General features: G+C 68.6%; 27 protein-coding genes. 10 read left to right on the plus strand and 17 right to left on the minus strand.

Annotated elements, in window-relative coordinates; genetic code table 11:
* Window positions 1-3 precede the first annotated feature (3 nt).
* The 4 genes from LWJ43_RS20915 (at window position 4) to LWJ43_RS20930 (ending at window position 4,924) form a co-directional block, all read left to right on the plus strand.
* Window positions 4-1,002 (plus strand): carbohydrate ABC transporter permease, encoded by a 999-nt coding sequence (locus LWJ43_RS20915; protein WP_277333749.1) that lies wholly within the window; start codon window positions 4-6, stop codon window positions 1,000-1,002.
* 15 nt (window positions 1,003-1,017) lie between these two features.
* Window positions 1,018-1,941, plus strand: a complete 924-nt coding sequence (locus LWJ43_RS20920) for a carbohydrate ABC transporter permease (protein ID WP_277333750.1) — start codon at window positions 1,018-1,020, stop codon at window positions 1,939-1,941.
* A 183-nt stretch (window positions 1,942-2,124) separates the two neighbouring features.
* Entirely contained in the window at window positions 2,125-3,582 is a 1,458-nt protein-coding gene (locus LWJ43_RS20925) for a GH1 family beta-glucosidase (protein WP_277333751.1), read from the plus strand.
* Between the two features lie 295 nt (window positions 3,583-3,877).
* Window positions 3,878-4,924, plus strand: coding sequence for a LacI family DNA-binding transcriptional regulator (locus tag LWJ43_RS20930; RefSeq protein WP_277333752.1), 1,047 nt, complete (start codon window positions 3,878-3,880; stop codon window positions 4,922-4,924).
* Window positions 4,925-5,022: 98 nt separating this feature from the next.
* On the opposite strand, the gene LWJ43_RS20935 is transcribed toward LWJ43_RS20930, so the two are convergent.
* Genes LWJ43_RS20935 through LWJ43_RS20985 form a run of 11 tightly spaced genes read right to left on the minus strand, consistent with a single transcriptional unit; the run spans window position 5,023 to window position 11,277 of the window.
* On the minus strand, window positions 5,023-5,496 hold the full coding sequence (locus LWJ43_RS20935) for a hypothetical protein (RefSeq protein WP_277333753.1): 474 nt from the start codon (window positions 5,494-5,496) through the stop codon (window positions 5,023-5,025).
* A gap of 47 nt (window positions 5,497-5,543) precedes the next feature.
* Window positions 5,544-5,963 carry a gas vesicle protein K gene (locus tag LWJ43_RS20940; protein ID WP_277333754.1) on the minus strand — a complete coding sequence of 140 codons (420 nt, stop codon included), beginning with the start codon at window positions 5,961-5,963 and terminating at the stop codon, window positions 5,544-5,546.
* 51 nt (window positions 5,964-6,014) lie between these two features.
* Entirely contained in the window at window positions 6,015-6,275 is a 261-nt protein-coding gene (locus LWJ43_RS33100) for a gas vesicle protein (protein ID WP_462100899.1), read from the minus strand.
* Window positions 6,272-7,096 carry a GvpL/GvpF family gas vesicle protein gene (locus tag LWJ43_RS20950; RefSeq protein WP_277333755.1) on the minus strand — a complete coding sequence of 275 codons (825 nt, stop codon included), beginning with the start codon at window positions 7,094-7,096 and terminating at the stop codon, window positions 6,272-6,274. Before LWJ43_RS20950 ends, LWJ43_RS33100 begins: the two co-directional genes overlap by 4 nt.
* The gene (locus LWJ43_RS20955) at window positions 7,093-7,566 is read right to left on the minus strand and encodes a gas vesicle protein (RefSeq protein ID WP_385451273.1); all 474 of its coding nucleotides are present in this window, start codon (window positions 7,564-7,566) and stop codon (window positions 7,093-7,095) included. Before LWJ43_RS20955 ends, LWJ43_RS20950 begins: the two co-directional genes overlap by 4 nt.
* Window positions 7,567-7,603: 37 nt before the next feature.
* The gene (locus LWJ43_RS20960) at window positions 7,604-8,824 is read right to left on the minus strand and encodes an SRPBCC family protein (protein ID WP_277333756.1); all 1,221 of its coding nucleotides are present in this window, start codon (window positions 8,822-8,824) and stop codon (window positions 7,604-7,606) included.
* Window positions 8,817-9,434: a hypothetical protein gene (locus tag LWJ43_RS20965; protein ID WP_277333757.1), complete on the minus strand. Its 618-nt coding sequence runs from the start codon at window positions 9,432-9,434 to the stop codon at window positions 8,817-8,819. The genes LWJ43_RS20960 and LWJ43_RS20965 overlap by 8 nt, the downstream gene beginning before the upstream one ends.
* 25 nt (window positions 9,435-9,459) lie before the next feature.
* Window positions 9,460-9,717 (minus strand): gas vesicle protein GvpG, encoded by a 258-nt coding sequence (locus tag LWJ43_RS20970; RefSeq protein ID WP_277333758.1) that lies wholly within the window; start codon window positions 9,715-9,717, stop codon window positions 9,460-9,462.
* 33 nt (window positions 9,718-9,750) lie between these two features.
* Window positions 9,751-10,464: a GvpL/GvpF family gas vesicle protein gene (locus tag LWJ43_RS20975; RefSeq protein WP_277333759.1), complete on the minus strand. Its 714-nt coding sequence runs from the start codon at window positions 10,462-10,464 to the stop codon at window positions 9,751-9,753.
* Window positions 10,465-10,467: 3 nt separating this feature from the next.
* Window positions 10,468-10,914 (minus strand): gas vesicle structural protein GvpA, encoded by a 447-nt coding sequence (locus LWJ43_RS20980; protein WP_277333760.1) that lies wholly within the window; start codon window positions 10,912-10,914, stop codon window positions 10,468-10,470.
* A 54-nt stretch (window positions 10,915-10,968) separates the two neighbouring features.
* Window positions 10,969-11,277 carry a gas vesicle protein GvpO gene (locus tag LWJ43_RS20985; RefSeq protein WP_277333761.1) on the minus strand — a complete coding sequence of 103 codons (309 nt, stop codon included), beginning with the start codon at window positions 11,275-11,277 and terminating at the stop codon, window positions 10,969-10,971.
* Between the two features lie 584 nt (window positions 11,278-11,861).
* Between LWJ43_RS20985 and LWJ43_RS20990 the strand changes: the two genes are divergently transcribed.
* The gene (locus LWJ43_RS20990; protein WP_277333762.1) at window positions 11,862-12,617 is read left to right on the plus strand and encodes a GbsR/MarR family transcriptional regulator; all 756 of its coding nucleotides are present in this window, start codon (window positions 11,862-11,864) and stop codon (window positions 12,615-12,617) included.
* Window positions 12,618-13,002: 385 nt separating this feature from the next.
* Here LWJ43_RS20990 and LWJ43_RS32920 read toward each other — a convergent pair whose 3' ends face one another.
* Together LWJ43_RS32920 and LWJ43_RS20995 are read right to left on the minus strand one after the other, a co-directional pair.
* A complete protein-coding gene (locus tag LWJ43_RS32920) occupies window positions 13,003-13,275 on the minus strand; it encodes a helix-turn-helix domain-containing protein (protein ID WP_346772015.1) in 273 nt (90 codons plus the stop codon).
* A 698-nt stretch (window positions 13,276-13,973) separates the two neighbouring features.
* On the minus strand, window positions 13,974-14,999 hold the full coding sequence (locus LWJ43_RS20995; protein ID WP_277333763.1) for an XRE family transcriptional regulator: 1,026 nt from the start codon (window positions 14,997-14,999) through the stop codon (window positions 13,974-13,976).
* Between the two features lie 217 nt (window positions 15,000-15,216).
* Between LWJ43_RS20995 and LWJ43_RS21000 the strand changes: the two genes are divergently transcribed.
* The 4 genes from LWJ43_RS21000 (at window position 15,217) to LWJ43_RS21015 (ending at window position 18,568) form a co-directional block, all read left to right on the plus strand.
* On the plus strand, window positions 15,217-16,164 hold the full coding sequence (locus tag LWJ43_RS21000; RefSeq protein WP_277333764.1) for a CBASS cGAMP-activated phospholipase: 948 nt from the start codon (window positions 15,217-15,219) through the stop codon (window positions 16,162-16,164).
* Window positions 16,165-16,213: 49 nt separating this feature from the next.
* The gene (locus tag LWJ43_RS21005) at window positions 16,214-17,332 is read left to right on the plus strand and encodes a nucleotidyltransferase domain-containing protein (RefSeq protein ID WP_277333765.1); all 1,119 of its coding nucleotides are present in this window, start codon (window positions 16,214-16,216) and stop codon (window positions 17,330-17,332) included.
* A 13-nt stretch (window positions 17,333-17,345) separates the two neighbouring features.
* The gene (locus LWJ43_RS21010; protein WP_277333766.1) at window positions 17,346-17,735 is read left to right on the plus strand and encodes a hypothetical protein; all 390 of its coding nucleotides are present in this window, start codon (window positions 17,346-17,348) and stop codon (window positions 17,733-17,735) included.
* Between the two features lie 509 nt (window positions 17,736-18,244).
* A complete protein-coding gene (locus tag LWJ43_RS21015) occupies window positions 18,245-18,568 on the plus strand; it encodes a hypothetical protein (RefSeq protein WP_277333767.1) in 324 nt (107 codons plus the stop codon).
* 263 nt (window positions 18,569-18,831) lie between these two features.
* On the opposite strand, the gene LWJ43_RS21020 is transcribed toward LWJ43_RS21015, so the two are convergent.
* On the minus strand, window positions 18,832-19,272 hold the full coding sequence (locus tag LWJ43_RS21020) for a hypothetical protein (RefSeq protein WP_277333768.1): 441 nt from the start codon (window positions 19,270-19,272) through the stop codon (window positions 18,832-18,834).
* A gap of 28 nt (window positions 19,273-19,300) precedes the next feature.
* Here LWJ43_RS21020 and LWJ43_RS21025 point away from each other — a divergent pair, with 28 nt between their 5' ends.
* Window positions 19,301-19,552: a hypothetical protein gene (locus tag LWJ43_RS21025; protein WP_277333769.1), complete on the plus strand. Its 252-nt coding sequence runs from the start codon at window positions 19,301-19,303 to the stop codon at window positions 19,550-19,552.
* Between the two features lie 904 nt (window positions 19,553-20,456).
* On the opposite strand, the gene LWJ43_RS21030 is transcribed toward LWJ43_RS21025, so the two are convergent.
* Genes LWJ43_RS21030 through LWJ43_RS21040 form a run of 3 tightly spaced genes read right to left on the minus strand, consistent with a single transcriptional unit; the run spans window position 20,457 to window position 25,722 of the window.
* Window positions 20,457-21,446, minus strand: coding sequence for a thiopeptide-type bacteriocin biosynthesis protein (locus LWJ43_RS21030; RefSeq protein ID WP_277333770.1), 990 nt, complete (start codon window positions 21,444-21,446; stop codon window positions 20,457-20,459).
* Window positions 21,428-22,660, minus strand: coding sequence for a lanthionine synthetase C family protein (locus LWJ43_RS21035; protein ID WP_277333771.1), 1,233 nt, complete (start codon window positions 22,658-22,660; stop codon window positions 21,428-21,430). Before LWJ43_RS21035 ends, LWJ43_RS21030 begins: the two co-directional genes overlap by 19 nt.
* The gene (locus LWJ43_RS21040) at window positions 22,657-25,722 is read right to left on the minus strand and encodes a lantibiotic dehydratase (RefSeq protein ID WP_277333772.1); all 3,066 of its coding nucleotides are present in this window, start codon (window positions 25,720-25,722) and stop codon (window positions 22,657-22,659) included. Before LWJ43_RS21040 ends, LWJ43_RS21035 begins: the two co-directional genes overlap by 4 nt.
* Window positions 25,723-25,749 lie beyond the last annotated feature (27 nt).

The raw sequence follows: 25,749 nt of genomic DNA on the forward strand, positions 1-25,749 counted from the left end.
CCTGTGGCAACGACCACCCCCACCAGGGGCGCACACGGCTCCCGGCCCGGCCGCCGCGCCCCGAAGCCCATGACGCCGAGCCGCCAGGCATGGCGCAGCCGGCTGTGGCGCTTCGACGACAAGGCGTCCCCGTACGCCTACATCGCGCCCTTCTTCCTCGTCTTCGGGGCCTTCGGGCTCTACCCGCTCATCTACACCGGCTGGATCGCCCTCCACCGGGTGGAGATGACCAGTCTCGACCAGATGGAGTGGGTCGGCTGGGAGAACTTCAGCAACATCCTCCAGGACTCCGAGTTCTGGACCGCGGTCACCAACACCTTCGTCATCGGCGTCATCTCGACCGTCCCGCAGCTGATGATCGCGCTGGGGCTCGCCCACCTGCTGAACTACAAGCTGCGGGCCAGCACCTTCTGGCGCACCGTGATCCTCACGCCCTACGCCACCTCGGTGGCGTCCGCGGCCCTGGTCTTCGCGCTGGTGTTCCGGGCCGACGGCGGCCTGCTGAACTGGGTCCTCGGCTTCTTCGGTGCCGGCGAGACGAACTGGGCCAACGGGCACTGGACGTCCAACATCGCCATCGCGGTCATCGTCATCTGGCGCTGGACCGGCTACAACACGCTGATCTACCTGGCCGCGATGCAGGCCGTCCCGTCCGACCTCTACGAGGCGGCGTCGCTCGACGGGGCCTCGCGCTGGCAGCAGTTCCGCAACGTGACGATCCCCGCGCTGCGCCCGACGATCCTCTTCACGATCGTCATCTCGACCATCGGGTCCATGCAGCTCTTCGGCGAGCCCCTCCTGCTCGAGGGCGGCCAGATCGGAGCGCAGGGCGGCACGGAGCACCAGTACGAGACGCTCAGCATCTACCTCTACAACTACGGCTGGAACCTCGGACACCTCGGTCCGGCCGCCGCGGTCGCCTGGGCGATGCTCGTCCTGCTGCTGCTCATTGCCGCGATCAACTGGCTCGTCGGGCGCTTCATGCGCAAGACCGCGGCCTGACGGGGAGCGATATCCATGACCACCACCAGTACCGTCACCGCTCCGGACCACCGCCGCGTCTCCAAGGCCGCGCCGGGTGGCGAGGCTCCGCACCGGCGCCGCTTCAAGCCGGGAGCCGGCCGCCAGCACCACGCCGGCCCGTTCGCCTACTTCGCGCTCGCCGTCGTAGGCCTCGGCTCGCTGTTCCCGCTGTACTGGACGCTCGTCGCCGCGTCCCGCACCCAGGACGAGGTCCTGGACACCACGCCGCCGCTCGTCCCGGGCGGCAACCTCCTCAACAACCTCGAGGCGGCCTGGGAACAGGCCAACCTCGGCAAGGCCATCGTCAACACGGTCATCGTCTCCGCCAGCATCACCCTCGCGACCCTGTTCTTCTGCACCCTGGCGGGCTACGCCTTCGCCAAGATGCGCTTCAAGGGCCGCGGCGTGCTGATGACGGCGGTCATCGCGACGCTGACGATCCCCCCGCAACTCAGCGTCGTACCACTGTTCATGATGATGTCGGACATCGGCTGGGGCGGTCAGCTGGAGTCGGTGATCTTCCCGACCCTGGTGAGCGCGTTCGGTGTGTTCTTCATGCGTCAGTACCTCCTGGAGGCGCTGCCGTACGAACTCATCGAGGCGGGCCGGATGGACGGGGCCAACAACCTCCGCATCGTGTGGAGCATCGTGCTCCCGGTGGCCCGGCCGGCCATGATGGTGCTCGGTATGCTTACGTTCGTCCAGGCATGGAACGACTTCTTCTGGCCGTACCTCGCGCTGAATCAGCAGAACCCCACGCTCCAGGTGGCCCTCGGCCAGCTGAGCGCGTCCTACGTGCCCGACCAGAGCATCGTCATGGCGGGCGCACTGATCAGCACCCTGCCCCTGCTCGTCGTCTTCGTGATCTTCGGCAAGCAGATCGTCGGGGGAATCATGTCCGGCGCCGTCAAGGGCTGACCCCGGCCGGCCCTTCCCGTCCGATCCCCGCCCCGCCGTTCCACCCGGCCGGACCCCGGCCCGCTGTCCTTCCCCGGTCCGGCCCGCGGCCGTTCCGTACGGCCTGTACCTGACCACAGGCCGTACGGGGCCGGGGCCCCGCACTTCCTGTCCTTGTCCCTCCACCCATGGGAGCGCTCCCGCATGACTGCCGTACGACCCGACACCACCCCGAAGCAGGCGCCCGGGGCGCAGTTCCCCACGGGCTTCATCTGGGGCGCGGCGACCGCCTCCTACCAGGTCGAGGGTGCCGCCGCCGAGGACGGCCGCACGCCGTCCATCTGGGACACCTTCAGCCGGACGCCCGGCAAGGTCCGCAACGGCGACACCGGCGACATCGCCGCCGACCACTACCACCGCTACCGCGACGACGTCGCCCTGATGAAGCAGCTCGGGCTGAAGGCGTACCGCTTCTCCGTCTCCTGGTCCCGGGTCCAGCCCACCGGCCGCGGCCCGGCCGTCGAGCGCGGTCTGGACTTCTACCGCAAGCTCGTCGACGAACTGCTGGACGCCGGCATCATGCCGGTCGCGACCCTCTACCACTGGGACCTGCCCCAGGAGCTCGAGGACGCCGGCGGCTGGCCCGAGCGCGTGACCGCCGACCGCTTCGCCGACTACGCCGCGATCGTCTCCGGAGCACTCGGTGACCGCGTCGGCATGTGGACCACCCTCAACGAGCCGTGGTGCTCGGCCTACCTCGGTTACGGCTCCGGCGTGCACGCCCCCGGACGCACCGAGCCCGCAGCGGCGCTGCAGGCGGCCCATCACCTCAACCTCGCCCATGGCCGGGCGATCGAGGTTCTGCGCGCCCAACTCCCCGCTGCGGCGCAGACCTCGGTCACCCTCAACCTCCACCAGGTCCGCCCGCTCACCGGCAGCGAGGCGGACGCGGACGCCGCCCGTCGCATCGACGCGGTCGGCAACCGCGTCTTCACCGGTCCGATGCTGCGGGGGGAGTACCCCGAGGACCTGATCACCGACACCTCGCACCTGGTGGACTGGTCGAAGCTGGTCAAGGACGGCGACCTCGCCACCATCTCGCGTCCGGTCGACGCCCTCGGCATCAACTACTACACGCCGACGCTGGTCTCCACCCCGACGCAGGGGGCCGACTACGCGCGCAGCGACGCCCACGGCGCCAGCGACCACTCGCCGTGGCCCGGATCCGAGCACGTCGCCTTCCACCTGCCCGAGGGGAAGGAGCGCACCGCGATGGACTGGTCGATCGACCCCGACGGGCTCTACAACCTGCTCATGGACACCCACCGGGACCACCCCGGCCTGCCGCTCATGGTCACCGAGAACGGCGCGGCGTTCGACGACTACGTCTCGCCCGAGGGCAAGGTGGAGGACCCCGAGCGTGTCGCCTACCTGCACGGGCACCTCGACGCCGTGCAGCGGGCCGTCGCCGACGGCGCGGACGTCCGCGGCTACTTCCTCTGGTCCCTGATGGACAACTTCGAGTGGGCGTACGGCTATTCGAAGCGCTTCGGTGCCGTGTACGTCGACTACGCCTCGCAGCGCAGGATCCCCAAGACGAGTGCCCACTGGTACTCCGACGTGATCCGCCGCCACGCGCTGCCCCCGGTCGGCTCCGCCTGACCCCGGTCGGCTCCGTCTGACCCCGGCAGGACGAAACAGCGGGACCCGGCACTTCGCCGGGTCCCGCTTTTCTGTGTGCCCGCCCCCGGGAGCGGCCGGTGATCGCGGGGGCGGCATCGCCCGCTCCACGGCCCGCCTCACGTGTTCGTCATCCGGACCCCGTACGCTTGGGAGCGCTCCCAAGAGTGTGGCGCTGCTGAGGACCGCTGGGTCCCGACGAGTGTCAAGGGATCGGACGGCGGGACTTGGTTTGGCCATCCCGCTGTGAGAAATTGACCGCGAACGGGAGGCAGCCATGGCGGCAGCGCGAGTACGGAGTGGCGGGCGGCCCACGCTCGAAGAGGTAGCGGCCCGGGCCGGAGTGGGGCGGGGTACGGCCTCACGCGTCATCAACGGCTCGCCGCGGGTCAGCGCCCAGACCAGGGAAGCCGTCGAGGCGGCCGTCGCCGAGCTGGGGTACGTGCCCAACCGGGCGGCCCGCGCACTCGCCGGCAACCGCACGGACGCGATCGCCCTCGTCGTGCCCGAGTCCGAGACCCGGTTCTTCGCCGAGCCGTACTTCTCCGACATCGTGCGGGGGGTCGGAGCGGCCCTCGCCGACACCGAGATGCAGCTGCTGCTGACCCTGGCGGGCAACGACCGTGAGCGCCGCCGGCTGGCCCAGTACCTGACCGCGCACCGGGTCGACGGGGTACTCCTGGTCTCCGTCCACGCGGACGACCCGCTGCCCGACCTCCTCGAACAGCTCGGCATGCCCGCCGTGATCAGCGGACGCAGGCACGCGGCGGAGACGCTGCCCTCCGTGGACTCCGACAACTTCGAGGGTGCCCGCGCGGCCGTCGACCACTTCATATCGCGAGGTCGCCGCAACATCGCCACGATCACCGGCCGGCTGGACGTCTACGGAGCCCAGCGCCGCCTCGACGGCTACCGCAAGGCCGTCGCCGCCGCCGGTCTCGACCCCGACGAACGGCTGATCGCACCCGCCGACTTCAGCGAGGAGGGCGGGGCCCGCGCGATGCGCGAGCTGCTGGAGCGCCGCCCCGACGTCGACGCGGTCTTCGCCGCCTCCGACGTGATGGCGGCGGGCGCCCGCCACGTCCTGCGCGAGTCGGGCCGGCGCATCCCGGACGACGTGGCCCTGATCGGCTTCGACGACTCCGCGGTGGCCCGCCACATGGACCCGCCCCTGACGAGCGTGCGCCAGCCGATCGAGGAGATGGGCCGCACGATGACGCGCGTCCTGCTCCAGGAGATCGCGAACCGCTCCTCGGGCGACGGCACACGGGAGCGCCCGAGGATCGTGCTGCCCACGGAGCTGGTGGTACGCGAGTCGTCCTGAGGCGCGCGGCCTGCCGTCCGGTGACGGGCGCCGCACGGCGAAGAGGGCCGGCAGCGCTCTGCCGGCCCTCTCCTGGGCATGTGCCTGCAGCGGTCCGGTCAGATCCGGCCGCCGGTGAGACGGGTGATCGGACCGGCGTGGGTCCTGGCCGTCTGGCGTCCGAGGGCGAACGCTCCACCGACGAGGCCGCCGAGGCCCGCGGCGGCGCCCACGGCTATGGCCTTGCGGTGCTTGACGACCGTCCACGCGGTGGCGGCGGTCGAGGTGACCTTGCCCGCCGTGTCCAGGACGGTCTGCCGACCGGTGTCCCAGCCCGCGACGGCGGCCCGCTTCGTGGCCAGGCCGGCCGACCGTACGCCGGTCTCCGCCGACCCGACGGCGTCCTGGGCGGACGACTTGGCCTCCCGCGCCGACGACTTGGCCTTCGAGGCGGCGACCGCCGAGCCGGACTCGGCGTGGTCGCCGGCCGCCGCGGTGGCCCGTCGCCCCTTGGCGGCGGCCGTCCTGGCACCGGAACCGGCCTTCGCCGCGGAACCGTTCACGTTCTTGGATCCTTCGCTCTCTGCAGTCATGGTGTTCGTGTAACCCCTCGGTGCATCTCGAAACGAAGCGGTCGGATTCAGCCGGGATCCCGTGGAAGCAGTGAACCCAGCGGCCCCAGGTCGAGGTTGAGGTCCTCCATGGTGAGGTCGTAGCGGCTGCAGAGCTCCGACATCCGGTCCTGCAGGATCATCAGCGTCATCCCGATGCGTTCTTCCTGGTCCTCGCGGAGATCACCCACATCGACCCGGTGCAGAGCGGTGCGCTCCATGAGCTGGCGCAGCAGTTCGACGATGGTCAGCACCAGTTTGATGAGGTCGCGTTCGACCGTCTCAGGGTCGGTCTCCAGGCGCTGGGCCAGTCCGTCGCGGGTCACCCGCTCCTCCGGCCCGGCGGGTACGAGGTCGAAGGCACGGGCCGCGGCCTGGGCGACCTCCTGCAGGTCCGTCGCCTGCGCACGCGGTCCCGGTTGCCCGGCTTGCTCAGTTCGCTCGGCCATGGAGTGCCCTTCGTACGTGCGCGGTCGCGGGGCCGGACATGACGGCGGCGGTCACCACGGCGCCGGTTCCTCCGACGTGATCGACCGGATCACGGCTCTCAGATTGATGTGCACCAGATCGACGTCGGCGATGGAGAGCACCAGATCGCCCGTGAGCACCGCTCCACCGTTCAGCAAGCGGTCCAGCAGGTCGATGAGTGCCACCTGGCGTCCGGCCAGGGAATCGACGGAATCGTCGGGTGCCCCGGGGTGCCCGGCACGGGATTCGGCGAAGCCCGCGCCGGGCATGGCCGCGCTCAGTTCGTCGTTCATCGTGGCTCGCCGCCACCCGGCGCGGGCGGTGTCGCGAAGGAGTACGGCGCCCAGGGGCCGGTGATGTCGACGCGCACGCCCGGTACACCGTCGGCGAGACCCGTGAGTGCCGCGCGGAACGCGTCGGCCTGGGTGGCGCGGACCAGGTAGGCGTCGTTGACGATGTTCTCGCCCGCGGCCTGCGCGAGATCTCCCTGCTGAGGTCGGTGCGTGACATGCGCTCTGGCGATCTCGGCCACCCGGGCCGGCACCTCGGAGGCCACCACGCCCGCTGCACGATAGGTCTCTCGGTGGTTCTGCTGATGGGCGCGGCGCCTCTGCAGGTAGGCCCGTCCGGGGCCGGCCGCTGTGGTCTCCGCCGCGTCGCGGCTGCCCACCGCGACCGCCTCACGGGGGTCGGCGTAGACCTTGACCCCGAGTTCGACGTGGCCTTCGAGGCGGGCGAGCAGGGGGGAGAACTCCGGCTCGCGTTCGTTGAGCATCTCCCGTACACGCCCGTCGTCGAGGTAGACCGTCACCAGGCGCATGGGCAGTACGGTCGCGTGCTCGTAGGCGGCCTCGACGACCGCGTGGTGGGTGCGTGCCATCACTTCGAGCCGGTCGAGATCCTCCATCCGCGCCTTCACGCCCTCGGTTCCGTACGAAGCGGAGGGGACCGACGAGACCACCGCCACGAGGTCCCCGGCGCGGACGGCGCGCAGTGGGGTTCCCTCAAGACCGGGCAGGCCCGTGAGCGCTGCTTCGAGAGGGGTCCCGGCGCGGCCCACGGCGTAGACGTAGGACATCACCGAGCCCGCCACCGGTTCCGTTCGCGCGGTCACTTCGACTCCTCACCTTCCGCGTCCTGCGCCCCGGTACGCCCGGGAAGCGCTCCCTGACCCGTTCCGTCCGCCGACGAGCCGGGCAGGCCCACCGCTGCCCTCAGCTCGGCCATCTCGGCCCGCAGGCGGGCGTTCTCCGCCTCCAGCCGCCCCACCGCCGGATCGTCGTCCCCCGACGATCCGTGCACCTCGCCCCGGGGCGAGGAGCGGGCCCTGGAGGAGAGCGAGGGATCGTGCTCCCACCAGTCGATGCCCATCTCCTTGGCCTTGTCCACGGAGGCGACCAGCAGCCGCAACTTGATCGTCAGGAGCTCGATGTCCAGCAGGTTGATCTGGATGTCACCCGCGATGACGACGCCCTTGTCCAGGACGCGTTCGAGGATGTCCGCCAGATTGGCGGAGGACTCCTGCCGGCCGTACGGGGACGCCGCCGAAGAGGCACCCATACGGCCGGCCAGTGAATCGGTCACTTCGGATCAGTCCCATCCGTGCTGTGGGCGGGGCACGTCAGCTGCGTGCGGAGGCGGTACGGCGCCGGGTGCGAGGGGCCGGCTCCTCGGTCTCTTCCTCGTCCTCAAGGGGCTCCTCCTCGTCCTCGTAGGCGTCCTCAGCGCGAGCCTCGTCGGCGGCAGCCTCGTCCTCGTCCTCGTCCTCGTCCGCTTCCTCCTCGGACGGGAGTTCCTCGTCCTCGGGCGGGAGTTCCTCGTCGTCGTACTCCGAGGCGTGCTCGTCGTCCGCGTCGTCCGCGTCGTCCGCCTCGTCGTCCTCGTCGGCGAACTCGTCGTCGTCCTCGTCGTCGGCTTCATCGTCCTGTCCGGACTCTGCCTCGGCGTCCTCAGGGCCGGACTCCTCCGCCTCCGAGGGGTGCTCCTCCTCGGCGCGGGACTCCTCCGCCTCGACGGCCTCGTCGTGCTCCACGACGACCTCGCCGTCGCGGATCTCACCGCGCCATCCGTCGGTCGCCTCGCCCCGCATCATGATGAACTTGCGGTAGAGCTTCAGATCGAGACGGGCCCTGCGGCCCTGGGCGCGCCAGATGTTGCCGGTCTTCTCGAACAGCCCCTTGGGGAAGTATTCGAGAACCAGCAGGACACGGGTCAGGTCGTCGGTGAGGGCGTGGAACGTCACCACGCCCTTGACCGTTCCCTTGGCGCCCTCCGTGGTCCAGGTGATCCGTTCGTCCGGTACCTGCTCGGTGACGTTCGCCTTCCAGCTGCGCGTGGACTTGGCGACCTTCACCTTCCAGTTGCTGCTCGTGTCGTCGGACTTCTCGACACTCACGACACCCTTGGCGAAGGTGCTGAACTCCTGGAACTGCGTCCACTGGTCGTACGCCTCACGTACCGGGACGCCCACATCGATGTCCTCGGAGATCGTGACGCTCTTGGACTTGCCTCCGCCGCCCTTGCGCCCCTTGCCGAACAGACCCTTGACCTTGTCCTTGACGGCCTCCTTCACATGGGAGGCTCCGGCGCTGACAGCGGCCTGGGCCGGTGACTTGCCCTCGCTGAGGGCCTTGCCGCCCTTGGCGAGGCTCTTCACCGCGCCGCCGGGGGCGTCCTTGCCGTCCGCGAGTCTGCCGACCCCCTCGCCCAGCTTGTGGCCGAGGCTGGTGACGGCGCTCTGCGTCCTGGCCCTGAGGTAGTTCTGCAGCTCTTCCTTGAGGCGGTCGGTGGCGGGATTGTTCGCCACGTCGTCCTTGAGCTTGCTGAATGCCGAGTCAGTCATTGCTGCCACCCCGGTCCCGGCGAGCGCTCGACGAAGCCGTCCTGCGGGCCCCGGAGGCGCTCTTGCGGGTGGCCGAAGCCGTCTTCTTGCCGGCGCGGCCCGAGGCGGTACGGCGGGCTCCGTCGGCGGATCCTCCCGACTTCGCCGCCGGCCTGGCCGTCTTCTTGGCGGTCTTCCTGGCCGCCGTGCGGCGCGGGGCCTGCTTCTCCTCCGTGCCGACGCCCTCCTCGTCCTCGTCTTCCGCGTCCTGGGAGTCCCGCGCGTCGAGGGTCTCGTCCTCCTCGTCCTCGTCGTCCCGCGTCTCCGGGTTGGAGCGGTCCTCGAGTTCCAGGGTGCGTCGGCGCAAGGAGTCGGCGAGGCCGGTCGCGCGCTGGGTCAGGGCGTTGGTGGCGGCCGTCTTCGTGGCGCCCACCAGCTCGTTGCGGACCTGGTCGTTGACGGTGCCGAGGAGCGGCGAGTCGGCCAGCATCTTGCCGAGCTGTTTCGGGTCCAGGTTCAGCTTCTTGCCTGCCAGGAACATTCCGAAGCCGATCGCCAGCTTGGCCTTCTTCGTGCGTCCCAGCAGGTATCCACCCACCAGGGCCGCACCTATCTTGGCGTTGCCGGTCATCTGTCGAGCACCTCAATCTCCAGGGTCAGGAATTTTCGTTCAGACGGCGCTGGTGGGCCTCGCACTCGGCGAGCCGGTCCAGCAGTTCGTCCTCGCGCCGGTCGAATTCTTCCTCGTCGATTCCTCCGCTCAGCAATTCGCGTTCCAGCTCCGCCAATCGCGTGCGCACGGGGCCCGGATCGTAGTGCTCGCGTTCTGCTGCCAGCACCACTTGATCGAGAACCCATGTCGTACCGCGCACCGGGGCCAGCGGAAGAGTGAGCAGATGTGAAATGAGGCCCATGAACAGGTGCCTCCCCTCTGCGAGGGACGTGCGTCAGACGAAGCTGTACGGCGGAAGAGGCCCGTTGAGGGCGAACGTGTACTCGTCACCCCTGCGTTCGGCCTCTTCGTGCACCGCCTGCGAGAAGGCGGATGCCTTGTCGCGTCGAACGAGGTAGGACACGTTCAGGAAGTGGGTCTTCGTGGGTTCTCCTTCGGAGACCCGCTCCGCGGCCGTCGCCAGCGCGGCCGCCACTTCCCTTCCCGCCGCTTCCTGCCTGGCCTGGACCTCGTGCGAAACGAGCTCGCCGAGTGCCATCTTCTGGTCCTGGGCTCCCGGATTCTGCCGGGTGTACTCGCTGAGCCGGCGGGCCTCGGGTGATTCCGAGAGGATTTCCCGGAGCAGGCTCTCCTCGTCGCGCGAGACCTTCAGGTTGTATTCGAGACGACCGTCCAGTTCGGAAAGGCGGGCCGTGTAGCCGTCCTTCCCCTGGTCGAGCGCCGCGCGTACCTGGTCGTCGTCGGGCCCGACCAGGCCGAACCGCATCGGCAGCGCCGCCCCGTCGGCCATGAGGCGCTCCAGCACGCTCTGGTGGGCGACGAGATCACGTCGCTTCGCCCGCAGGTCGGGCGGTGAGTCGCTGACCACCGCGCTGAGCTCCGACGTCTTGACTGTGCGCAGGTCGGAGGCCGGATTCCCTATGCCGGACAGGCCGTCAAGGCGAAGCGGGTGGTCGGCGGCCGTGATGGCGTAGACGTAGGTCGACATCTGCTACTCCTCCCGCCGCTGAGCGGTACGGCGGCTGCTGCTCGAAGCGGTGGACTTGCGCGCCGGCCGCTTCTCCTTCTCCTTGTCCTCGGAGTCCTCACGGCCACCCAGGGAGTCCGTGAAGGCTTCGACGGCGCCGGTCAGCGCGCCTTTCGACTTACCCTTGGCGCCGCTCTCCATCGTGTCTCCGACTATGTCGGTGAGCTGCGCCGGTGCCTTTCGGCCCGACTCGAGGTCCAGACGGTTGCATGCCTCGGCGAAGCGCAGATACGTGTCCACGCTTGCGACGACCACACGCACGTCGATCTTGAGGATCTCGATTCCCACGAGCGAGACACGGACGAAGGCATCGATGACGAGCCCCCTGTCGAGGATGAGCTCGAGAACGTCGTAGAGATTTCCTGATCCACCCCCGCTGTTGGAGGCGTTGCTCTGCTGTACAAGACTCATGGTCGGTCTTCCTTCCAATGAGTTTTCACTCGGGTGTGGCTGCTCGGTCGGCGGTCAGCGGTCGACCTGACCTCGCGAGTACCGTCGAATTCGCTCGTAACCCACGAGTTGGCCCTGGCTGTCGAGGTTCACGCGATAAGAGGCCATCACACTGGTGGTGTCCGGGATCTTCTCGATCTCGACGACTTCCACATGTGCCGTCCAGCCGTCGTCCGTAGCGCTCAGCGAAGACACCGAATCGGGCTCGCGCTGGAGGAGTTGGGAAAGCTGTTCGGCTGCGCCTCGCATCGCCGTGGAGACATCGACCCGGCCGCTGCTTCCATTGCCGCCTTGATCGTTCTTGGTGTTTCCGGTCGTCGCCATGTGGTTCACCTGCCGTGCGTCAGTGTGGCTTCCTGTCCGCTCTGTTCGGTCAGCCATTCGTTCGGGGATGAACTGCGCGTGCCCATGGGATCCGAACGTATGCATGAACCCTCATCACGCCTTCCACACAGCTGCGGATATTCGGCGAGCAGCGGGCCCGCCCGTGGAGCGGGCACGAAAAGGCCCCGCCGCGTCGGGGGACAGTGCGGCAGGCCCCGTGGGGCCGGGTGCCCGGCATGCGGATCGGCACGCGACCCGGAGTCGCGTGTGGCCGGTGTCACCGAGCCGGTCGCAGGAGGCCGGGCCGCGCGCTTCGGCGCCCTCGGCCGTTCGCGGCGCCCGCGGGTCCGGGACACGCACCGCGCAATCCTGGACGCGTGACTTTCTGTTACTGGAAACGCTACGTTGCATTTCACAATGCAGAAATTAATGTGTTGCAGGGCGAAAGTCTAGATGCAGTCCACGAGCGCTTTTTCGTTGCGGTGAGTGGGACTCGAATGCAACAATGTTCGCATCTTTCGTTGCAACGAACTACGGGGACGCTAGGGTGACGACACCACGGACCACATGAAGGAGAGGCCGCGATGCCGGGAGGCAGACTCACCCAGCAGGAACGTCAGCAGATCGCGCTGGGACTGGGCGACGGTCTCGCCTACGCGGAGATCGCCAGACGCCTCGACCGCCCGACCTCGACGGTCACGCGCGAGGTGATGCGCAACGGCGGGCCCACCGGATACCGCGCCGACCTCGCCCAGCGTGCCACCGAGCAGCGCACCCGACGCCGCAGGCAGGCCACGCCCCGGGGATCCGGGGCGTCGCCGCAGCCCCACGGGCGTGACGCCGAGGCGGTGAAGGAGTACGAAGAGGTGTTCACCACCGTCATGATGGCGTCGGGCACGCCCAGGATGATGGCACGCGTGATGTCCTGCCTCTACATCACCGACTCGGGCAGTCTCACCGCCTCCGAGCTCGTCGAGCGCCTCCAGGTCAGCCCGGCGTCCATCTCCAAGGCGATCACGTTTCTCGAGAGCCAGGGCCTGGTCCGCAGGGAGCGCGACGAACGCCGGCGCGAGCGCTACATCGTCGACGACGACGTCTGGTACCAGGCGACGATCGCCAGCGCCCAGGCCCTCGTGCAGGTCATAGAGACCGCGCGGCAGGGCGTCGGCGTCCTCGGCCCGGGTACCCCGGCGGCCGTCCGCCTGGAGAACATCGCCCGCTTCCTCGACTTCATCGGCGAGAGCACGACCCGCGCGGCGGAACAGGCCCGCGAGATCCTCTACGTCAAACCGCGGGCGGCCGCGGACGACCTCGAGGAACAGAGCCCGGACAACGGATGAACCCGGGCCCGAACCGGTCCGGACGGCCCCCGGGCCGGACCGCAAACGAAAAAGGATCAGCCCCTGACCCGTTGTCCCAGGTCAGGGGCTGATCATTCAGGGTGAGTAACGGGACTTGAACCTGTTCTGTATTCCGATCGTGACCTGCGGCTTTGCTGGGAAAGCGGACGAATGGGTGCAGATGTATGACGTGAAGTGCCGCGGTGTGCCGCTGTGTGCGATTCGGTTTGGCCATGGCCAAACGCCCTCACCGCGTAGGAGCCAGGTGGCGGTGGAGGCGAGTGACGAATCTCCTGTCCGCGCCTCTCCAGGACTGCAACTGACGCGGACGGTGAAACGGCCCCGGAGCACTTCCGGGGCCGTTCGCGAAGGGCGGAGGGCAGAGTCAGGACGCGCGCCCCGTCGTGGAGCGGGGAATCGGTCGAAGGGCTCGGAGAGGGCTCGGGCTGATGGTGGCGCAGGACGCAGCCAGGTTTGCCGTGGATGGTTCTTGGTGAAAGAGAGCCACGATGCGTCGGACGTCCTCGTCAGTGAAGCGGACGCGTCCCCCGAGTTTGCTGTGCGGCATCTTCTTGATGTGGCGGCGCAACCACGACTCATCAACTTTGAGGATGGCGGCGGCCTCCGCGTAACCGTGGAGTGAGATCGGTGGGTGCACTTCTTGCGTCAAGGCGGTTCTCCTTCTTGCGACCGCCGCAGCTTGTACGGAGTGGTGCGCTTTGGAGAAGCCGGACTTGGCTGGTAGGTGCCGTCAGGCTTGGCGGCTCGTTGGGGTTCGCCGAGATACAGATGGAGGCAACGTCTACCGGCTGGTGACGGTGGTACTGCGGAAGGTGCTTGGCCTGGAACGCCGGCATGGCGGTGAAGGCAAGAGCGCAGCAGGCGGCGGTGGACGCACTGCGACGGTGGCACGGGGCTGGCAGGTCGTCAGGACCACTGACCTGCCCTACCAGGGCGTTATACCTAGCAAAACGGACAAAATGCGTGCGGGGCGCGCGTAGAGCCATAAGTGTCGTCGCCCGTGCCGGTCTCGTTGAGGTCCTCGCTCCTTCCTCGGAAGGGCCCGAGGCAGAGACGGTCCGGATCTGGCTCGACTCACTGGGCAACCAGGCGGTCGTGGAGCGTTCCGTCCGTTTGGGAGGTGTACGCGGCCAACCGAATGAACTGGTCAGAGTGTGCTGCGAGCTGATCCCCGAAGCACTCAGCCACAACGAGCGCAACCCGGAGCCCTCGCGCACGGACGAGGGCGAGGCGTAGGAACGGGCAGCGGGCTGCCTCGGAGGTCCCGACGCCCTTGCGCGGGGACGGCGTGATGCGGCTGCGTACGGACGTCTTACGCGTACGCAGCCGGTGCGGTCATGCCGCTGACGCGGCCTGGAGGCTTTCCACGATCTGAGACGGCAGGATGGCCCGTGCCGGGGCACTATCGGCAGAGGTGAGGTAGGCGAGGAGCCTTGTCGGTTGCTCCGGCCGGCCGAGAGGGACCGGTTCGACGCGGCGCCACCCCCGGGTGGACGCCGCCTTGATGGCGGTCAGGTAGGTGTTCTCGCTCATGCGTCCCAGGGTCCGGGCACGCATGAGCAGAGCGGCCAGGGACACCTGCCACTGCCGTTTGAGCGCGAATAGGGTCGGCCAGTCGACCGTGGTCGGCAACTGGTCGTGGATGTTATCGGCGGGCATGAGGAAGGCCGCCGCGAACTGGTGGGCCTGAGTCTCGACCTCTTTGACACCCCAGATCTGCTCGCCATGTAGCACGAGGTGGGCGAGTTCGTGCGCGCTGTCGAAGCGGGAGCGGGCACGGTCGTTCTTGTCGGCGCCCAGGACGATGACCGGATGGTCGGGAAAGGGCAAGGAGAAGGCGTCGACGTCCGTGTTGTCGAGGGGAAGGCGGATCACCGCGATGCCGTGCATCTCAAGAAGTCCCACGACGTCGGGGACTGGCCCTGAGGGCAGCCCCCACATCGTCCGCACTCGGGCCGCGGTCTCCTCGATCTCGGCTCGTTCGGCCTGTAGTCCGCTTACGGGGAGCGTCGGCACGTCGCCGGCGCAGAACCGTTGTGCGGACGAGGCATGGACGGCCAGATCGTGGGCGACGTGAGCGATGGCCCGTGCGCGGCGGCGGTCGGGCACCGAGGTCCGGCGCAGTGATCGGAAGAAGCCTTCATGGCTTTCGACCATTGCTTCATGGAAGAACGTCGGGGGCACCCCAAGGACCGTGGCCAGGACACCGCTCGTGTCCGGGCTGGGCCGTGCCGCGCCGCTCTCGAACTGGCTGATCGCGGCAGGAGTGAGCCCGCTCTCGCGGGCGAGCTGCGCCTGGCTCAGCCCGGCCAGTTCGCGGGCGGTCCGCAGCCGAGAGCGCTCGAACGCCTGCGTGCTCATCTTTCCCCTTGCCTGACCTGTCTGATCTTGATCTCCACATCTTGGCGGAACACGGAAGCCGCGCACGCTCCAGGGTGCGTGGCCGACACAGACCTTACGACTTGCGCGTGGAAACCCGCACGGAAATGTGTGTCGTGATATTAAGTACTCTCGATGGCGGAGATCCGGCCTCGGCTGGCGGAGCCTTCGAAGGACCCATGGTGCGGGGGCGGTTGAAGTGACGGAGCGTTTCCAGATACTGGCCCTCGACGGCGGTGGTTTCCGCGGCATGTTCTCCGCCGCGGTCCTGGCCCGCCTCGAAGAGGATCTCGGTGTCCGCATTGCTGACCACTTCGACCTGATCGCGGGCACCTCGACAGGCGGGATCATCGCGATGGGCCTCGGACTCGGGCTGTCCCCGCAGCAGATCCTGGAGTTTTACACCGAGCACGGGCCGCGCATCTTCCGGGACCGCAGCCGCATGCGGAGCCTGAGGCACCTGGTGCGCGCGAAGTACAGCACGGAACCGCTGCGCGCGGCTCTTACCCAAGTCTTCGGCGACCGGACCTTCGGGGAGAGCACCAAACGCCTGGTGATCACCTCCTACAACATCGCCGCCGACGACGTCTACCTCTTTCGGACCCCGCATCTGCCAGGCCTTAAGCGCGACTGGCGCGAGAAAGCCGTCAGCGTCGCGCTGGCCACCTCCGCCGCGCCGACCTACCTGCCCGGGATGCCCCTGGACGGAGCACGACTCGTCGACGGCGGCGTCTGGGCGAACAACCCGGCCATGGTCGCGCTGACCGAGGCAGTGGGCCCGCTGTCTGTGCCTCTCGACACGATCCGGGTATTCAGCCTCGGGACCACGACCGATGTCCGCCACCGTCACCGCCGTCTCGACCGTGGGGGCCTGCTGCCCTGGGCCGGCGACGCGGTCGAGGTGCTCATGCGCGCACAGAGCGAGAGCGCGGCCAAGCAGGTACGCCACTTCGTCGGCAAGGAGAACGTGCTCCGCCTCAACCCGATGGTCCCCACCGGCGCCGTCGCCCTAGACGATGTCGACACAAAAACCCTTTCGGGACTGGCCGGACACGTCAGCCGCGATGTCTCCCCGGCGGTCCACCGCATCTTCTGCGATCACCACGCACCGGCATTCGTCCCCCTCCATCCCGCTCGTAAGGAATGACGTGAACGCGCACCATCAGACGCGGGATAACACCGACTCGCCAGAACAGATGCTCTCTATGCTGCTCGGTGGCGCCGTGGAAGTCCTCGACATCGCCCCGCACCTCCGCGACACCGCGATCCAACGCTACGAAGAGGTCGGGAACTGGCTCGCCGAGAACGGCAGTCCCGGATGGCAGATCCACTCCCAGGGCTCCTTCCTCCTCGGCACCGTGGTCCGCCCCAACACAGAGACCGGCGAGTATGACATCGACCTCGTCTGCCGGCTCCCGGTGCACCGGGACAGCACGACGAAGGAAGAGCTCAAGCAGCGAGTCGGCAACCAACTCGCCACCTACCGACGCTGGAAGCAGCGCCAGGGTCACACCGACGGCCCGGAGAGCCTTCAAGCCCGCCGCCGCTGCTGGACCCTCGGATACCCGGACTTCCACCTCGACGTCCTGCCCGCCATCCCCGACGAAGAACACCCGCCCACTGGAATCCTCCTGACCGACAAGAAGCTCCGCGCCTGGCAGCACAGCAACCCCCTCGGCTACGCGGACTGGTTCCGCACACGCTCGGAACTTTCCCGCGCACTGCTCGAAAAGCGGTATGCCAACGTCGCGAAGGTCCCCGACCACCACATCCGCAGCACCCTGCAGCGCCTCGTGCAGATCATCAAGTGGCATTGCATGCTCTTCTTCGCCGAAGACATGGACAACCGGCCGCCGTCTATCCTCCTGACCACACTGGCCAGCCGTGCCTACCGCGGCGAGGACGATCTCTTCACCGCCGTGCGCAACGTGCTCGCCGCCATGTCGCACTTCATCGAGAAGCGCGACGGTCAGTGGTGGGTTCCCAACCCCGCCCACGAGGAGGAGAACTTCACCGATAAGTGGAATGAGTACCCTGAGCGGCGACGGGCGTTCCTCTCCTGGTTCAACGAGATCAACACGATCATGGACAACCTGGCCCTGTCGGAGTCCAAGGGCCTAGACGTGGTCTACTCCCAGCTCGTCAAATCCTTCGCAGAGGGCCCAGTGACGCGCTCCTTCGCGAGCTACGGGGCCCGTGTGAAGGCCCCCGTCGGTCAGCGGATGGGCGCCACCGGACTGCTCTCCGCGACCGCTGTGGGTCCTCGTAGGAAGTCGAACACCTTCTATGGCCAGCATCCCAACGCGCGCGGTTAACCTTGGCCGTCAGATGGCCGCGATCAAAGGGGCCATCCCCGGCGCCCACGGGACGGTACGAGGTGGTGAACTCGTCTGCACGCTCACACTGCAGCCCACCCCCGTGAGCAGGAACTACACGGTGCGGATCGTCTACCGTCACCGGCGCAGGCCACGCGTGACTGTCACTGACCCGCCGCTGGCGCTGCATCCGGACGCCACGGCGCTCCCGCATGTCTACCCCGACGGCGACCTGTGCCTGCATCTGCCCGGGGAGTGGAGAGAGCACATGTTCCTCTCGGAAACGATCCTGCCGTGGACGTCGGCGTGGCTCCTGCACTACGAACTCTGGCTGGTCCTTGGGCGCTGGACCGGCAGCGGCAACGAGCACGCTGTACCGTCACTCGCTAACCGGATCCGATAGGCGATTCACGACCACGGTCTCCTCCTCCAACAGGCGAAGATGCGGGCGGTATGGCTCTGCCGCTCCCGAATTCCACCACCGGCTCACGGACGTGACAGGGGATAATCAAGCCATGCACCTGGGTAAGCCACAGCCGATGCCCCTGGCGTGGTGCGTCACCAGCTGAGCGATCACGCTGCAGCCTTCTGACCGCCGGAAGATCAATGACGGCTTGCCTCAGCGAGCCCGAGATCCAAGACGGGCGGCGGAGCCAGGTGCTAAGCGCGAGGTCGGCCTCACTCAGCCGTTGAACGCCCGGCGCCTACCGACGCCGGGCGTCTCCCGGATCATGCGTGTCGAGCAACTTCGGCGCGATGTCGAGTGCCGCGCCCGTGGCCAGGCACTCTGTGGGCGGCACGGTGTAGGGCTTGGTGGTCTTCCTCTTGCCCAGGTGTTGAGCAGGGCTCGGCCTGCGCGACGCGGGAGGCGTACTCCGCATCGAGGGCGGCGGCCAGACAGGGTGTGTTGGCGTGCTCGCGGGCGACGGGCGGAGCGCAACTGCCTGGGCCGCGAACCGGCTTTCCCGCGAGTACACCGTGAGTCGCGGTCGCGGCGGACGAGAGCGTGCTCGTCAACTGTTAGAGACAGGCCGCGTCGCGCTGTTCCTTGATGGGCTCGATGAAGTCAGCGGCAAGCTGCGGGCCGCGATGGTGAGTGCGCTGGGGCCCGCGCCGTTTCGGTTGGTACTGATCTCCCGTACCAAGGAGGCTACTCTCACTGCCAAGAAGGCCCGGTTGGGCGGCGCCGTCGCCCTCGAGCTTCAGCCGGTCCAGCCCGCCGATGCCGCCGAGTAACCCCGGCGCCCACCCGACGCGACAGCCGGGCCGTCAACCTGCCCCAGCCCACGAAATTCCGCACCTCGCAGGCACAGAGCCCCGTCAGTGAACCGACGAAAACTCGTGAACGGCCTCGGCTAACGAACACCGAACGAAAGCACAAGCACCGAAGAGTGACGAACCGTAAAGCGAAGACTGGCGATAGTTGGCACTTGGTTCGTCGTGCGTGAACGGCACCCCATAGTGCGGACGCCACGCACCACGGTACGGCCGACCATGAGTCATGCGGCCGAGCGATAACCTCTCAGCCAAGCCTCACATTCCAGCCGTTCGTTTGCCTCTTCCTCATCCAAGTACACGACGCCTTGTCCCCTGCAGTCCTCACACGTCGCCCAGGACGGCCCATCCTCAGGCCCATCCTCATCGGTGCCGATTTGAACGGATCCGTCTCCTGCGCACTCACTGCACGGAAACTTGTACTCGCCCGGGGGCAGCGGAGGGACAAGCGGCGCGTCGACCTCTTTCTCCCCGCCAGCCTTCGGCGTCCCCGCGAACGCGACGGCTACTGCGGCGGTGACCGCGAGGGCACCGATGATCACCTCCCTGTTCTCCTGGAACAGCGTCGTCGCGGTCTTGGCGGCGGAGGCGATCCGGCGCCGAACAGCAGGGAGCCGACCGCCGCCCTCGGTGGAATCTCCGCAAGATTCCTTGGAGTTAGTCATGGCCACACTGTGCCACCGCGAGAGGAGGATGGCCATCGCTTCCCACGGCACCGGAAGACGGGAGGCCCGTACGGTCGCGGAAAGGCGCCTGTACGCCGCAGTCGCCAGGGTCGCTAACCGCGCGCTCGCGGAAGCCAAGACCGCCGCGGCGGACGACGGCCTACCGCTGCGTCCGAAGCCCGTACGCATCCGCAGGCCCGGGGAACAACTCGCCGCCAAGGAGATTGACCTGCGCGAACGGCTCCAGTCCCAGCCCCACCCGAACGCCGAGCAACGGTAGGTTCTCAGCCGACCAGCACCAGAGCGGCGTCGTACTGCTCGACGGCCCAGGGCAGCACCACACGCGACAGCAGGAACCAGTCGGTGTAGCGGTGCAGTTCTCAGTCCCTCACTGGGAAGAGGAACTCCTCCGAGGGCGCTTCCGGATCGGAGGGAAGTGAGAGGGCGGTTCGCGCCGACACGGCCTCGAACCGACCCAGGGTGCGTATGAGACCCGCTTCCGGGTCGAATTCACGCCGCACCAGTCCGAGAACAGCCAGTCCTCAGCTTCCTGGGCCGAGATGTGAGCGTGTGACTCGACTGCGTCAGCCACTGCCTGCCGCCGCTGGCTCCGCTTCACCGCCCGATGGCTCTGGACGGATGTGATCACCCGCGCGATCGAGCGACTCGCAGCCCTGCCGAACCCCGGATGACCAGTAGCTCCGACCGTCCCGACGAGCCACAGCAACATTTCGGAGCCGTGGAACCTCGGCGCCCACCCGACGCGACAGCCGCGCCGCCAACCTGCCCCAGCCCACGAAATTCCGCACCTCGCAAGCACAGAGCCTCGTCAGCGAACCGACGAGGACTTATGAACGATCGAGGTTAGGGTGCGCAGAGCCGCATGGGCGGCTAGTCAAGATGGGCGACCGCGTCATCACGGACCAGCGTGCCTGACCTTTTTCTCATCGGTGATCATTTCCAGACTTCGTTGAGAACAAGGGCGGCAGGGGAGATGCCGCCCGTTTGGCTGGCTGAGGGTGACGTACCGCAGGGTGCGCCAGCGTTGCTTGAGTGCGGCGGCGGCGCGATCACTGAGCGCACGAATGCTTCTGATCAGGCCGTTTGCGGGTCGTGTGTCTACGCGCAGGGCCTGCTCGGACTGACTCTTGGGGCGCGGACACTGGGACGTGGAACCCGAGCGCTCATGCCCCGTTCTCCGTGTGGAGGATCGCTGCCCTGGCTGCCCAGGCCAAGACGCTCTGTCCCCTCATGGACAGTCCTAGTCGGTTCCAGTGGAAGATCACGTGGTAGCTGAGTACCTGTCGCAATCCGCGGTCGAGCGTTCCGTCTTGGACTGCGTGGCCGAGGTTCTGCCCCGCGTCGCGGAAGGCGGTGGCCCACTCGGCGACGGGCTCCAGCGGTCCGCCTGGGCGCAGCAGAGCTTTGCTGTCGGCGAAGAGTAGGGGCCGGATCTCCCGCGCGCGGGCGTCGAGGCTGTCAGTTGAGACATCATTGATGGCTGAGCGGTGTTCTTCTGTGATGACGCGGTGCCAGACATCACCTTGCTCGTACCACTCCAGTTTGGCCTCGCGCATCATGAGTGTGCAGAGAAGGACGGACAGCTCGCGAGGACCCACGGCCAGGTCGCCGCGCTGCCGTAACTGCTGTGCCTCCCGGCTGTCGGTGATGAACAGGGCGTGCGCGGCCGTCATACCGGCTGCTCCTCCGAACGCTGCGGTCTCCGGCTCGTAGATGCCGGGCCACCATCGTTGTAGATGCCCGTCGGCGACGAGGCGGTCCAAGTCGGCACCGACAGTCAACTTGGGCCCGATCGTGTGCCGTACGCGCAGACGCAGGCGCCAGCAGGGGTGCTTGCGGGTGTACCACCAGCCGTCGATGGCGCCGGCTGCTTCAGCGTCTCGCAGGACGGGCAGCACGTGTGTGGTGAAGGTGGTGTCGGCGTTCGCCCAGTCGGTGAAGTGGAGGTATGCGTGCCACCAGTCGATGGTGGCGGAGCGACGGTCCAGGGCTTCTCGGCCGGCCTGGTCGTAGACCTTGACGGCGCTGGACAGGGCCACGGTGTCCATCCCGTACTGGTGCGCGGCGTCGGCGATCGGTAGTCCGGTGAGGACGGCGAGGACCGCGTTCTGGATCAGGGGTGGTTCCGCCTGGGTCAGTTGATCAGGAGACATGAGTCCCATCCGGTGATCGGGGCCTGCTGTGAGGCATAGGTGGTCAGGGCGAGCGCGGTGCCGGCATCGCCGTTGATCAGCCCGGTCGTGGGGTGGCCGCCGGGTTGGGCTTGTGCTACGAGGGTCTCGCCGAGGCGCTTCGGGAGGGTCTGAAGTCGGTGGTCGAGGGCGTCGGCGGCGGCGCGGGTTGCGGTCTGGTAGATGCCTGCCCAGCCGTGGCACAGACCCGAGTCGGTGACGTGAGCGAGCTGTTCGGGGTCGGTCAGGGCGCGGTACAGGGCGTCCTCGTAGAACGCCTGGACGTCGGGGGCGCCCAGGGCGAGGCCGGCGAGTTGCCCGGCCCGTGCGATGCCCGTGGTTCCGTAGCACCAGCTCGGCCGGGTGGGAGCGTCGTGGTGCGGGCGCCCAAGGTCGAGATCGCGGCGCGAGATGTACTCGGGCCACCAGGGACCGGAGGGACTGAGCTGGCACCAGGCGTCAAGGTGTTCGCAGATGCTCCAGATGGCTTCGCGGTGGCCGCCGACGGTGATGCCGCGGCGCATGGCCTGGGCCAGGAGGAGGAGCGGGCCGGTAATGCCGTGGGCGGCACCGAAGTTGCCGTGGCCGCCCGGGAAGTGGGGGGACTCACCGCGGGCCGGGTCGTGGCGGACCCACCAGCCCGGCAGGCCGCGGCCGTCGAGGGCGACGGGGCGGGTCAGGGCAACGAGGTACTTCAGGACCCGTTCCAGGGGGAGCCCTTCGGGGTCGGTCCGCAGGAGGTAGGCCCCGATGCCGGTGAGGCCGTAGAACAGGTCGTACTCGGCGAACGTGGGCAGGTCGCCCTTGCGGATGCGGGTGAGAGCGGCGTCCACACGTCGGTGGGTCAGATCGGTGATGCGCTGGTGCAGTGTCCGGCGCGCCGGTTCGTACAGGTGCTGGAAGGACGGCGGGACGGTGGTGAGGACGAAGCCGAGGGCCGGGGCGCCGAGGAACAGTCCGGCGGTGTCGGCCGCGCTGATGTGCCCGGCCGCTGCGGAGGTGATCCACCGGTGAGAGGGGCGCCAGGAGCCGCCGTGACGGCTGGCCATCTCAATGTGCAGCAGACTGATTCCGGCGGCGCCGTCGGCGAGGGACTGCACTGCCCACGGCTCGTCCGGGGGCGGCGGAGCGGGTTGCGCGAGGTGGGCGGCGTACTGCTCCAGGATCGTTGCGGTGGTGGCGGCCGGCGCGGTCATCGGGCGGCCATCCTGTGCTGGAGGGCCGCGGTTCGTACGAGCCGGATCGTGGTTTCCTCGGCACGCGGGTCGACGCCCAGGGCCCGGACGTGGTGCTGGTGCAGGAGAGACCGGGCAACGTCGAGCGGATCACGCTGACCGGTCAAGGCGTTCCGGTAGGCGTCCACGGCGGCGGCGCGGGCCCGCCATGCTTCGGCGACCGCAGGGCCGCAAGGGAGGGCCGTGAGCGCGGAGGTGTCGTTCGGCGCTGCGAGTTCGAGCACCTGGGTACGCAGGGACCGGTTCAGTGGCCCCGTGCCTTGGGGAAGGTTGCGCACCAACCACTCTTCGGCCGCTGCGGTGTTCGGCGCCAGGGGGGTGACGAGGTGCAGGGCGCTGGCTGCGGCGAGGGCTTGCGGGGCGAGGGCGTCAGTGTGCTCGATGAGCTGGATCTGCGCGAGGGCGACGGCGGAGTCCGCTGCGAACACCTGGTGTGCAGCATCCATGGCTGCCTCGCCGCCGAAGCGCCCGGTCTGCGGCTGGTAGGTAGCCAGGACCAGCCCGGCCGCCAGACCGATCCCGTGCAGCCTGTCCGCCCACGTACGAACGTGTTGGGCGGCGGCCCCGTATGCGTCCGGCGGCAGGTGCAGCGTGAGGTCGAGGTGCTGGTCGGCGTCCGGGCGGGCCATCTCCCGGTGCCGGGTGAACCACCAGACCGGCGGGGTGTCGCCGAACGCGGCGAGAAGGGTGGGCAGGTGGTGGCACAGGATCTCGTCGTGGCGGCGCGGGTGGGCGTGGAGCTGCGCGAGCAGCACGTCACCGGCGCCTGGAAGGTGCCGCCCGGGGACCGGTGACGTAGCGGAGCGCGGCCGGGGCACATCGGAGGTCTCCGGCTGCACCCGGCCCAGGGAGAGCCAGATCTCGTGTGCCCGTCCGATCCAGCCGTGGGCGTCTGTGTCCGGGACCTCGCGCAGCTCCAGACGCCGGGCGTTGTTGAGGTGGGTGCGCAGGGTCCGGCGGTGGACCGGGTGGGACAGGTCGAGGGGAAGGCGCTGGTCGTACTCGATGATCGCGACCTGCATGGGGACCCGTAGCCGGTCCCGCCAGGCGGTGAAGGCGTCCTCCCACTCCTCGGTCGAGGCTTTGCGGCCGGGCAGGTCGTCGGCCATCAGCAGCCATCGGGCCTGCGTGAGGATGGTGCGGCGGTAGCGCACCCGGGGGAGGAACGGGAGCCGGGAGCCGGCGCCGAAGTCGAAAGGCTTGTAGGCGGCGTACCGCCCGTTGGCCACTTCGGCGATGAACCGGGCCAGTGGTGGGGTCTGTGTCCCGCCTTCCAGGGCGTGCAGAACCCGCACGTCGATGCGCCGGCCGGTGGAGAGCTGCACGAGGTGGAAGCTGCGCGGGTCCGCGGTGACGGCGATGTCGGCGAGCGGGATCGTCGTCTCGTCCGTCTCCTGGTGGCCGGACAGTTCGATGAGGTGCGGCAGCAGCCGCGGCGTACGGGTGACGTTCTCGTTGCGGTGGCGGCGAGGCGGGAACACGAGCTGCGCCGTGAGGGCGTCCGGCGCCCCGTGGTACGTGGCGGCGAGCGCGTCCTGATCCTCGGGCGGCAGGACGTGGGCGAACCGGCCAGCCATGCTGCTGCCGGGGCGGGGGACCGCGGTGAGAAGGACATCGAAGGTGCCGCTGGACAGTGCCCGGGTGCTGGGTGAGTGGACTTCGAAGGCGGTCTCCACCCGGGGTACGAACAGCCGCTGGTCCTCTCCGGCGGCCTTCTCCAAGGCGTCGACCATGTCGTCCGTCAGCCGCAGTTCATCGCGACCGTCCAAGAGGACTTGCTGCATCAGCGCGAGCAGCAGTTCGTCGCGGTCGGTGCGCACCTTCAGGGCGGCGCCGCGTTCGGAGCCGACGTATCCGGCGGGCAGGCCCAGACCGCTGTCGGCGACCAGGTCCATCACCGGCACCAGGGCCCCGACGCCGTACCGGGCCCGGAAGCGGCGGTGGTAGTCGCGCCAGTGCTGGTAGCCGTAGGGCTGCGGGGTGGTCCGGTAGAGGGCCGACACGGCTGCTTGCACTTCCGCGATCACGGACTGCGGGAGCTGGGTCTCGCAGTCGAGGGCGGTGTCAATGAGCAGCGGTGTCGGGGTGACGGTGGTGAGGTCGCGCATCCGCGCGGCGACGGCGCTCACGCTGGTGTCGGAAAGCGTCGGCTGGTGGGCGGAGACGTCGTCGCGCAGCGCGTACAGCGCGTGGACCAGGTCCCGCACCTCGGGGACGTCGTCCGCCTGGTGCCGGTCCAGTTCGCGGCACAGGTGCTGAAAGCCGTCCACGGTGGTCATGGGCGCCCAGAGGCTGGTGATGAGGAACTGCTGCTCGACCAGGCTGGTGAGAAGGGCGTCGATCTTCTCCGGTGTCGCCTGCGGGAAGCGGTCGCGCAGGTGGCTGTGGAGGTCGCCGTAGAGGATGGAGGTGCGGGCCGCGTCCATGGCGGCGGCCACCGGCCGGGCGTTGCGGACGGATATCTCGACCGGGGCCAGCAGGACAGCGTGGCCGTCGGAGGGCGGACCCGGTGCCACGAGCCGGTCACCGCGTGCGCGGGCGGCGTTGTTGGCGACGAGCGGTAACCGCTTCAGCAACGCTGGCGTGCGCTGGAGCCGGAGGACCATGTCGGTGACCCATTCAGAGTCCGGCCGGATCATCGCGCGGTGCTTGTCGCGCCACCGCGCGCTCGCCCGGGGCCCGACCGATACCGGGGCGGTGCCGGCGAACAGTCCGAGCGGGGTCGGCCGGTGCTGCCACCGCAGGAGGTAGGAGACCGTCGACAGCGCGGTGCGGCGGACGTGACGTGGCTCGGTCTGCCGACCCCGGACGACGGCCTCGATAGCGTCCGACAGTACGGGGGTGGCCAGCTTCAGCGCGCTGCGGAAGTCCTCGCGCTGCCAGATGCGGTTTAGCCATCCGCGGGTGACGGCCACGTTGTCCAGGTCGAGGGTACGGGGGATGTCTGCCGACCCGGAGCTGGTGGTGGCGCGCAGCATCGCAACGCCTTGCCACAGGTATCCGGCGGCTGCTCGGGAAGCCATGAGGCCCTTCCATGAGGCGGCGCGGGG

Source organism: Streptomyces sp. JH34, assembly GCF_029428875.1.
Taxonomy (GTDB): Bacteria; Actinomycetota; Actinomycetes; order Streptomycetales; family Streptomycetaceae; genus Streptomyces.

Excerpts from the sequence above, each read along its gene's own strand:
- LWJ43_RS20940 (WP_277333754.1), bottom strand. The coding sequence starts at position 5,963 with ATGGCCGAGCGAACTGAGCAAGCCGGGCAACCGGGACCGCGTGCGCAG.
- LWJ43_RS21035 (WP_277333771.1), bottom strand. The coding sequence starts at position 22,660 with ATGACCGCGCCGGCCGCCACCACCGCAACGATCCTGGAGCAGTACGCC.
- LWJ43_RS21025 (WP_277333769.1), top strand. The coding sequence starts at position 19,301 with ATGGCCATCGCTTCCCACGGCACCGGAAGACGGGAGGCCCGTACGGTC.
- LWJ43_RS20960 (WP_277333756.1), bottom strand. The coding sequence starts at position 8,824 with ATGACTGACTCGGCATTCAGCAAGCTCAAGGACGACGTGGCGAACAAT.
- LWJ43_RS20920 (WP_277333750.1), top strand. The coding sequence starts at position 1,018 with ATGACCACCACCAGTACCGTCACCGCTCCGGACCACCGCCGCGTCTCC.
- LWJ43_RS20995 (WP_277333763.1), bottom strand. The coding sequence starts at position 14,999 with ATGAGCACGCAGGCGTTCGAGCGCTCTCGGCTGCGGACCGCCCGCGAA.
- LWJ43_RS21040 (WP_277333772.1), bottom strand. The coding sequence starts at position 25,722 with ATGGCTTCCCGAGCAGCCGCCGGATACCTGTGGCAAGGCGTTGCGATG.
- LWJ43_RS21010 (WP_277333766.1), top strand. The coding sequence starts at position 17,346 with ATGGCCGCGATCAAAGGGGCCATCCCCGGCGCCCACGGGACGGTACGA.
- LWJ43_RS20980 (WP_277333760.1), bottom strand. The coding sequence starts at position 10,914 with ATGAGTCTTGTACAGCAGAGCAACGCCTCCAACAGCGGGGGTGGATCA.
- LWJ43_RS20975 (WP_277333759.1), bottom strand. The coding sequence starts at position 10,464 with ATGTCGACCTACGTCTACGCCATCACGGCCGCCGACCACCCGCTTCGC.
- LWJ43_RS21030 (WP_277333770.1), bottom strand. The coding sequence starts at position 21,446 with ATGTCTCCTGATCAACTGACCCAGGCGGAACCACCCCTGATCCAGAAC.
- LWJ43_RS33100 (WP_462100899.1), bottom strand. The coding sequence starts at position 6,275 with ATGAACGACGAACTGAGCGCGGCCATGCCCGGCGCGGGCTTCGCCGAA.
- LWJ43_RS21005 (WP_277333765.1), top strand. The coding sequence starts at position 16,214 with ATGCTCTCTATGCTGCTCGGTGGCGCCGTGGAAGTCCTCGACATCGCC.
- LWJ43_RS20970 (WP_277333758.1), bottom strand. The coding sequence starts at position 9,717 with ATGGGCCTCATTTCACATCTGCTCACTCTTCCGCTGGCCCCGGTGCGC.
- LWJ43_RS20925 (WP_277333751.1), top strand. The coding sequence starts at position 2,125 with ATGACTGCCGTACGACCCGACACCACCCCGAAGCAGGCGCCCGGGGCG.
- LWJ43_RS20990 (WP_277333762.1), top strand. The coding sequence starts at position 11,862 with ATGCCGGGAGGCAGACTCACCCAGCAGGAACGTCAGCAGATCGCGCTG.
- LWJ43_RS20985 (WP_277333761.1), bottom strand. The coding sequence starts at position 11,277 with ATGGCGACGACCGGAAACACCAAGAACGATCAAGGCGGCAATGGAAGC.
- LWJ43_RS20935 (WP_277333753.1), bottom strand. The coding sequence starts at position 5,496 with ATGACTGCAGAGAGCGAAGGATCCAAGAACGTGAACGGTTCCGCGGCG.
- LWJ43_RS20930 (WP_277333752.1), top strand. The coding sequence starts at position 3,878 with ATGGCGGCAGCGCGAGTACGGAGTGGCGGGCGGCCCACGCTCGAAGAG.
- LWJ43_RS21020 (WP_277333768.1), bottom strand. The coding sequence starts at position 19,272 with ATGACTAACTCCAAGGAATCTTGCGGAGATTCCACCGAGGGCGGCGGT.
- LWJ43_RS20965 (WP_277333757.1), bottom strand. The coding sequence starts at position 9,434 with ATGACCGGCAACGCCAAGATAGGTGCGGCCCTGGTGGGTGGATACCTG.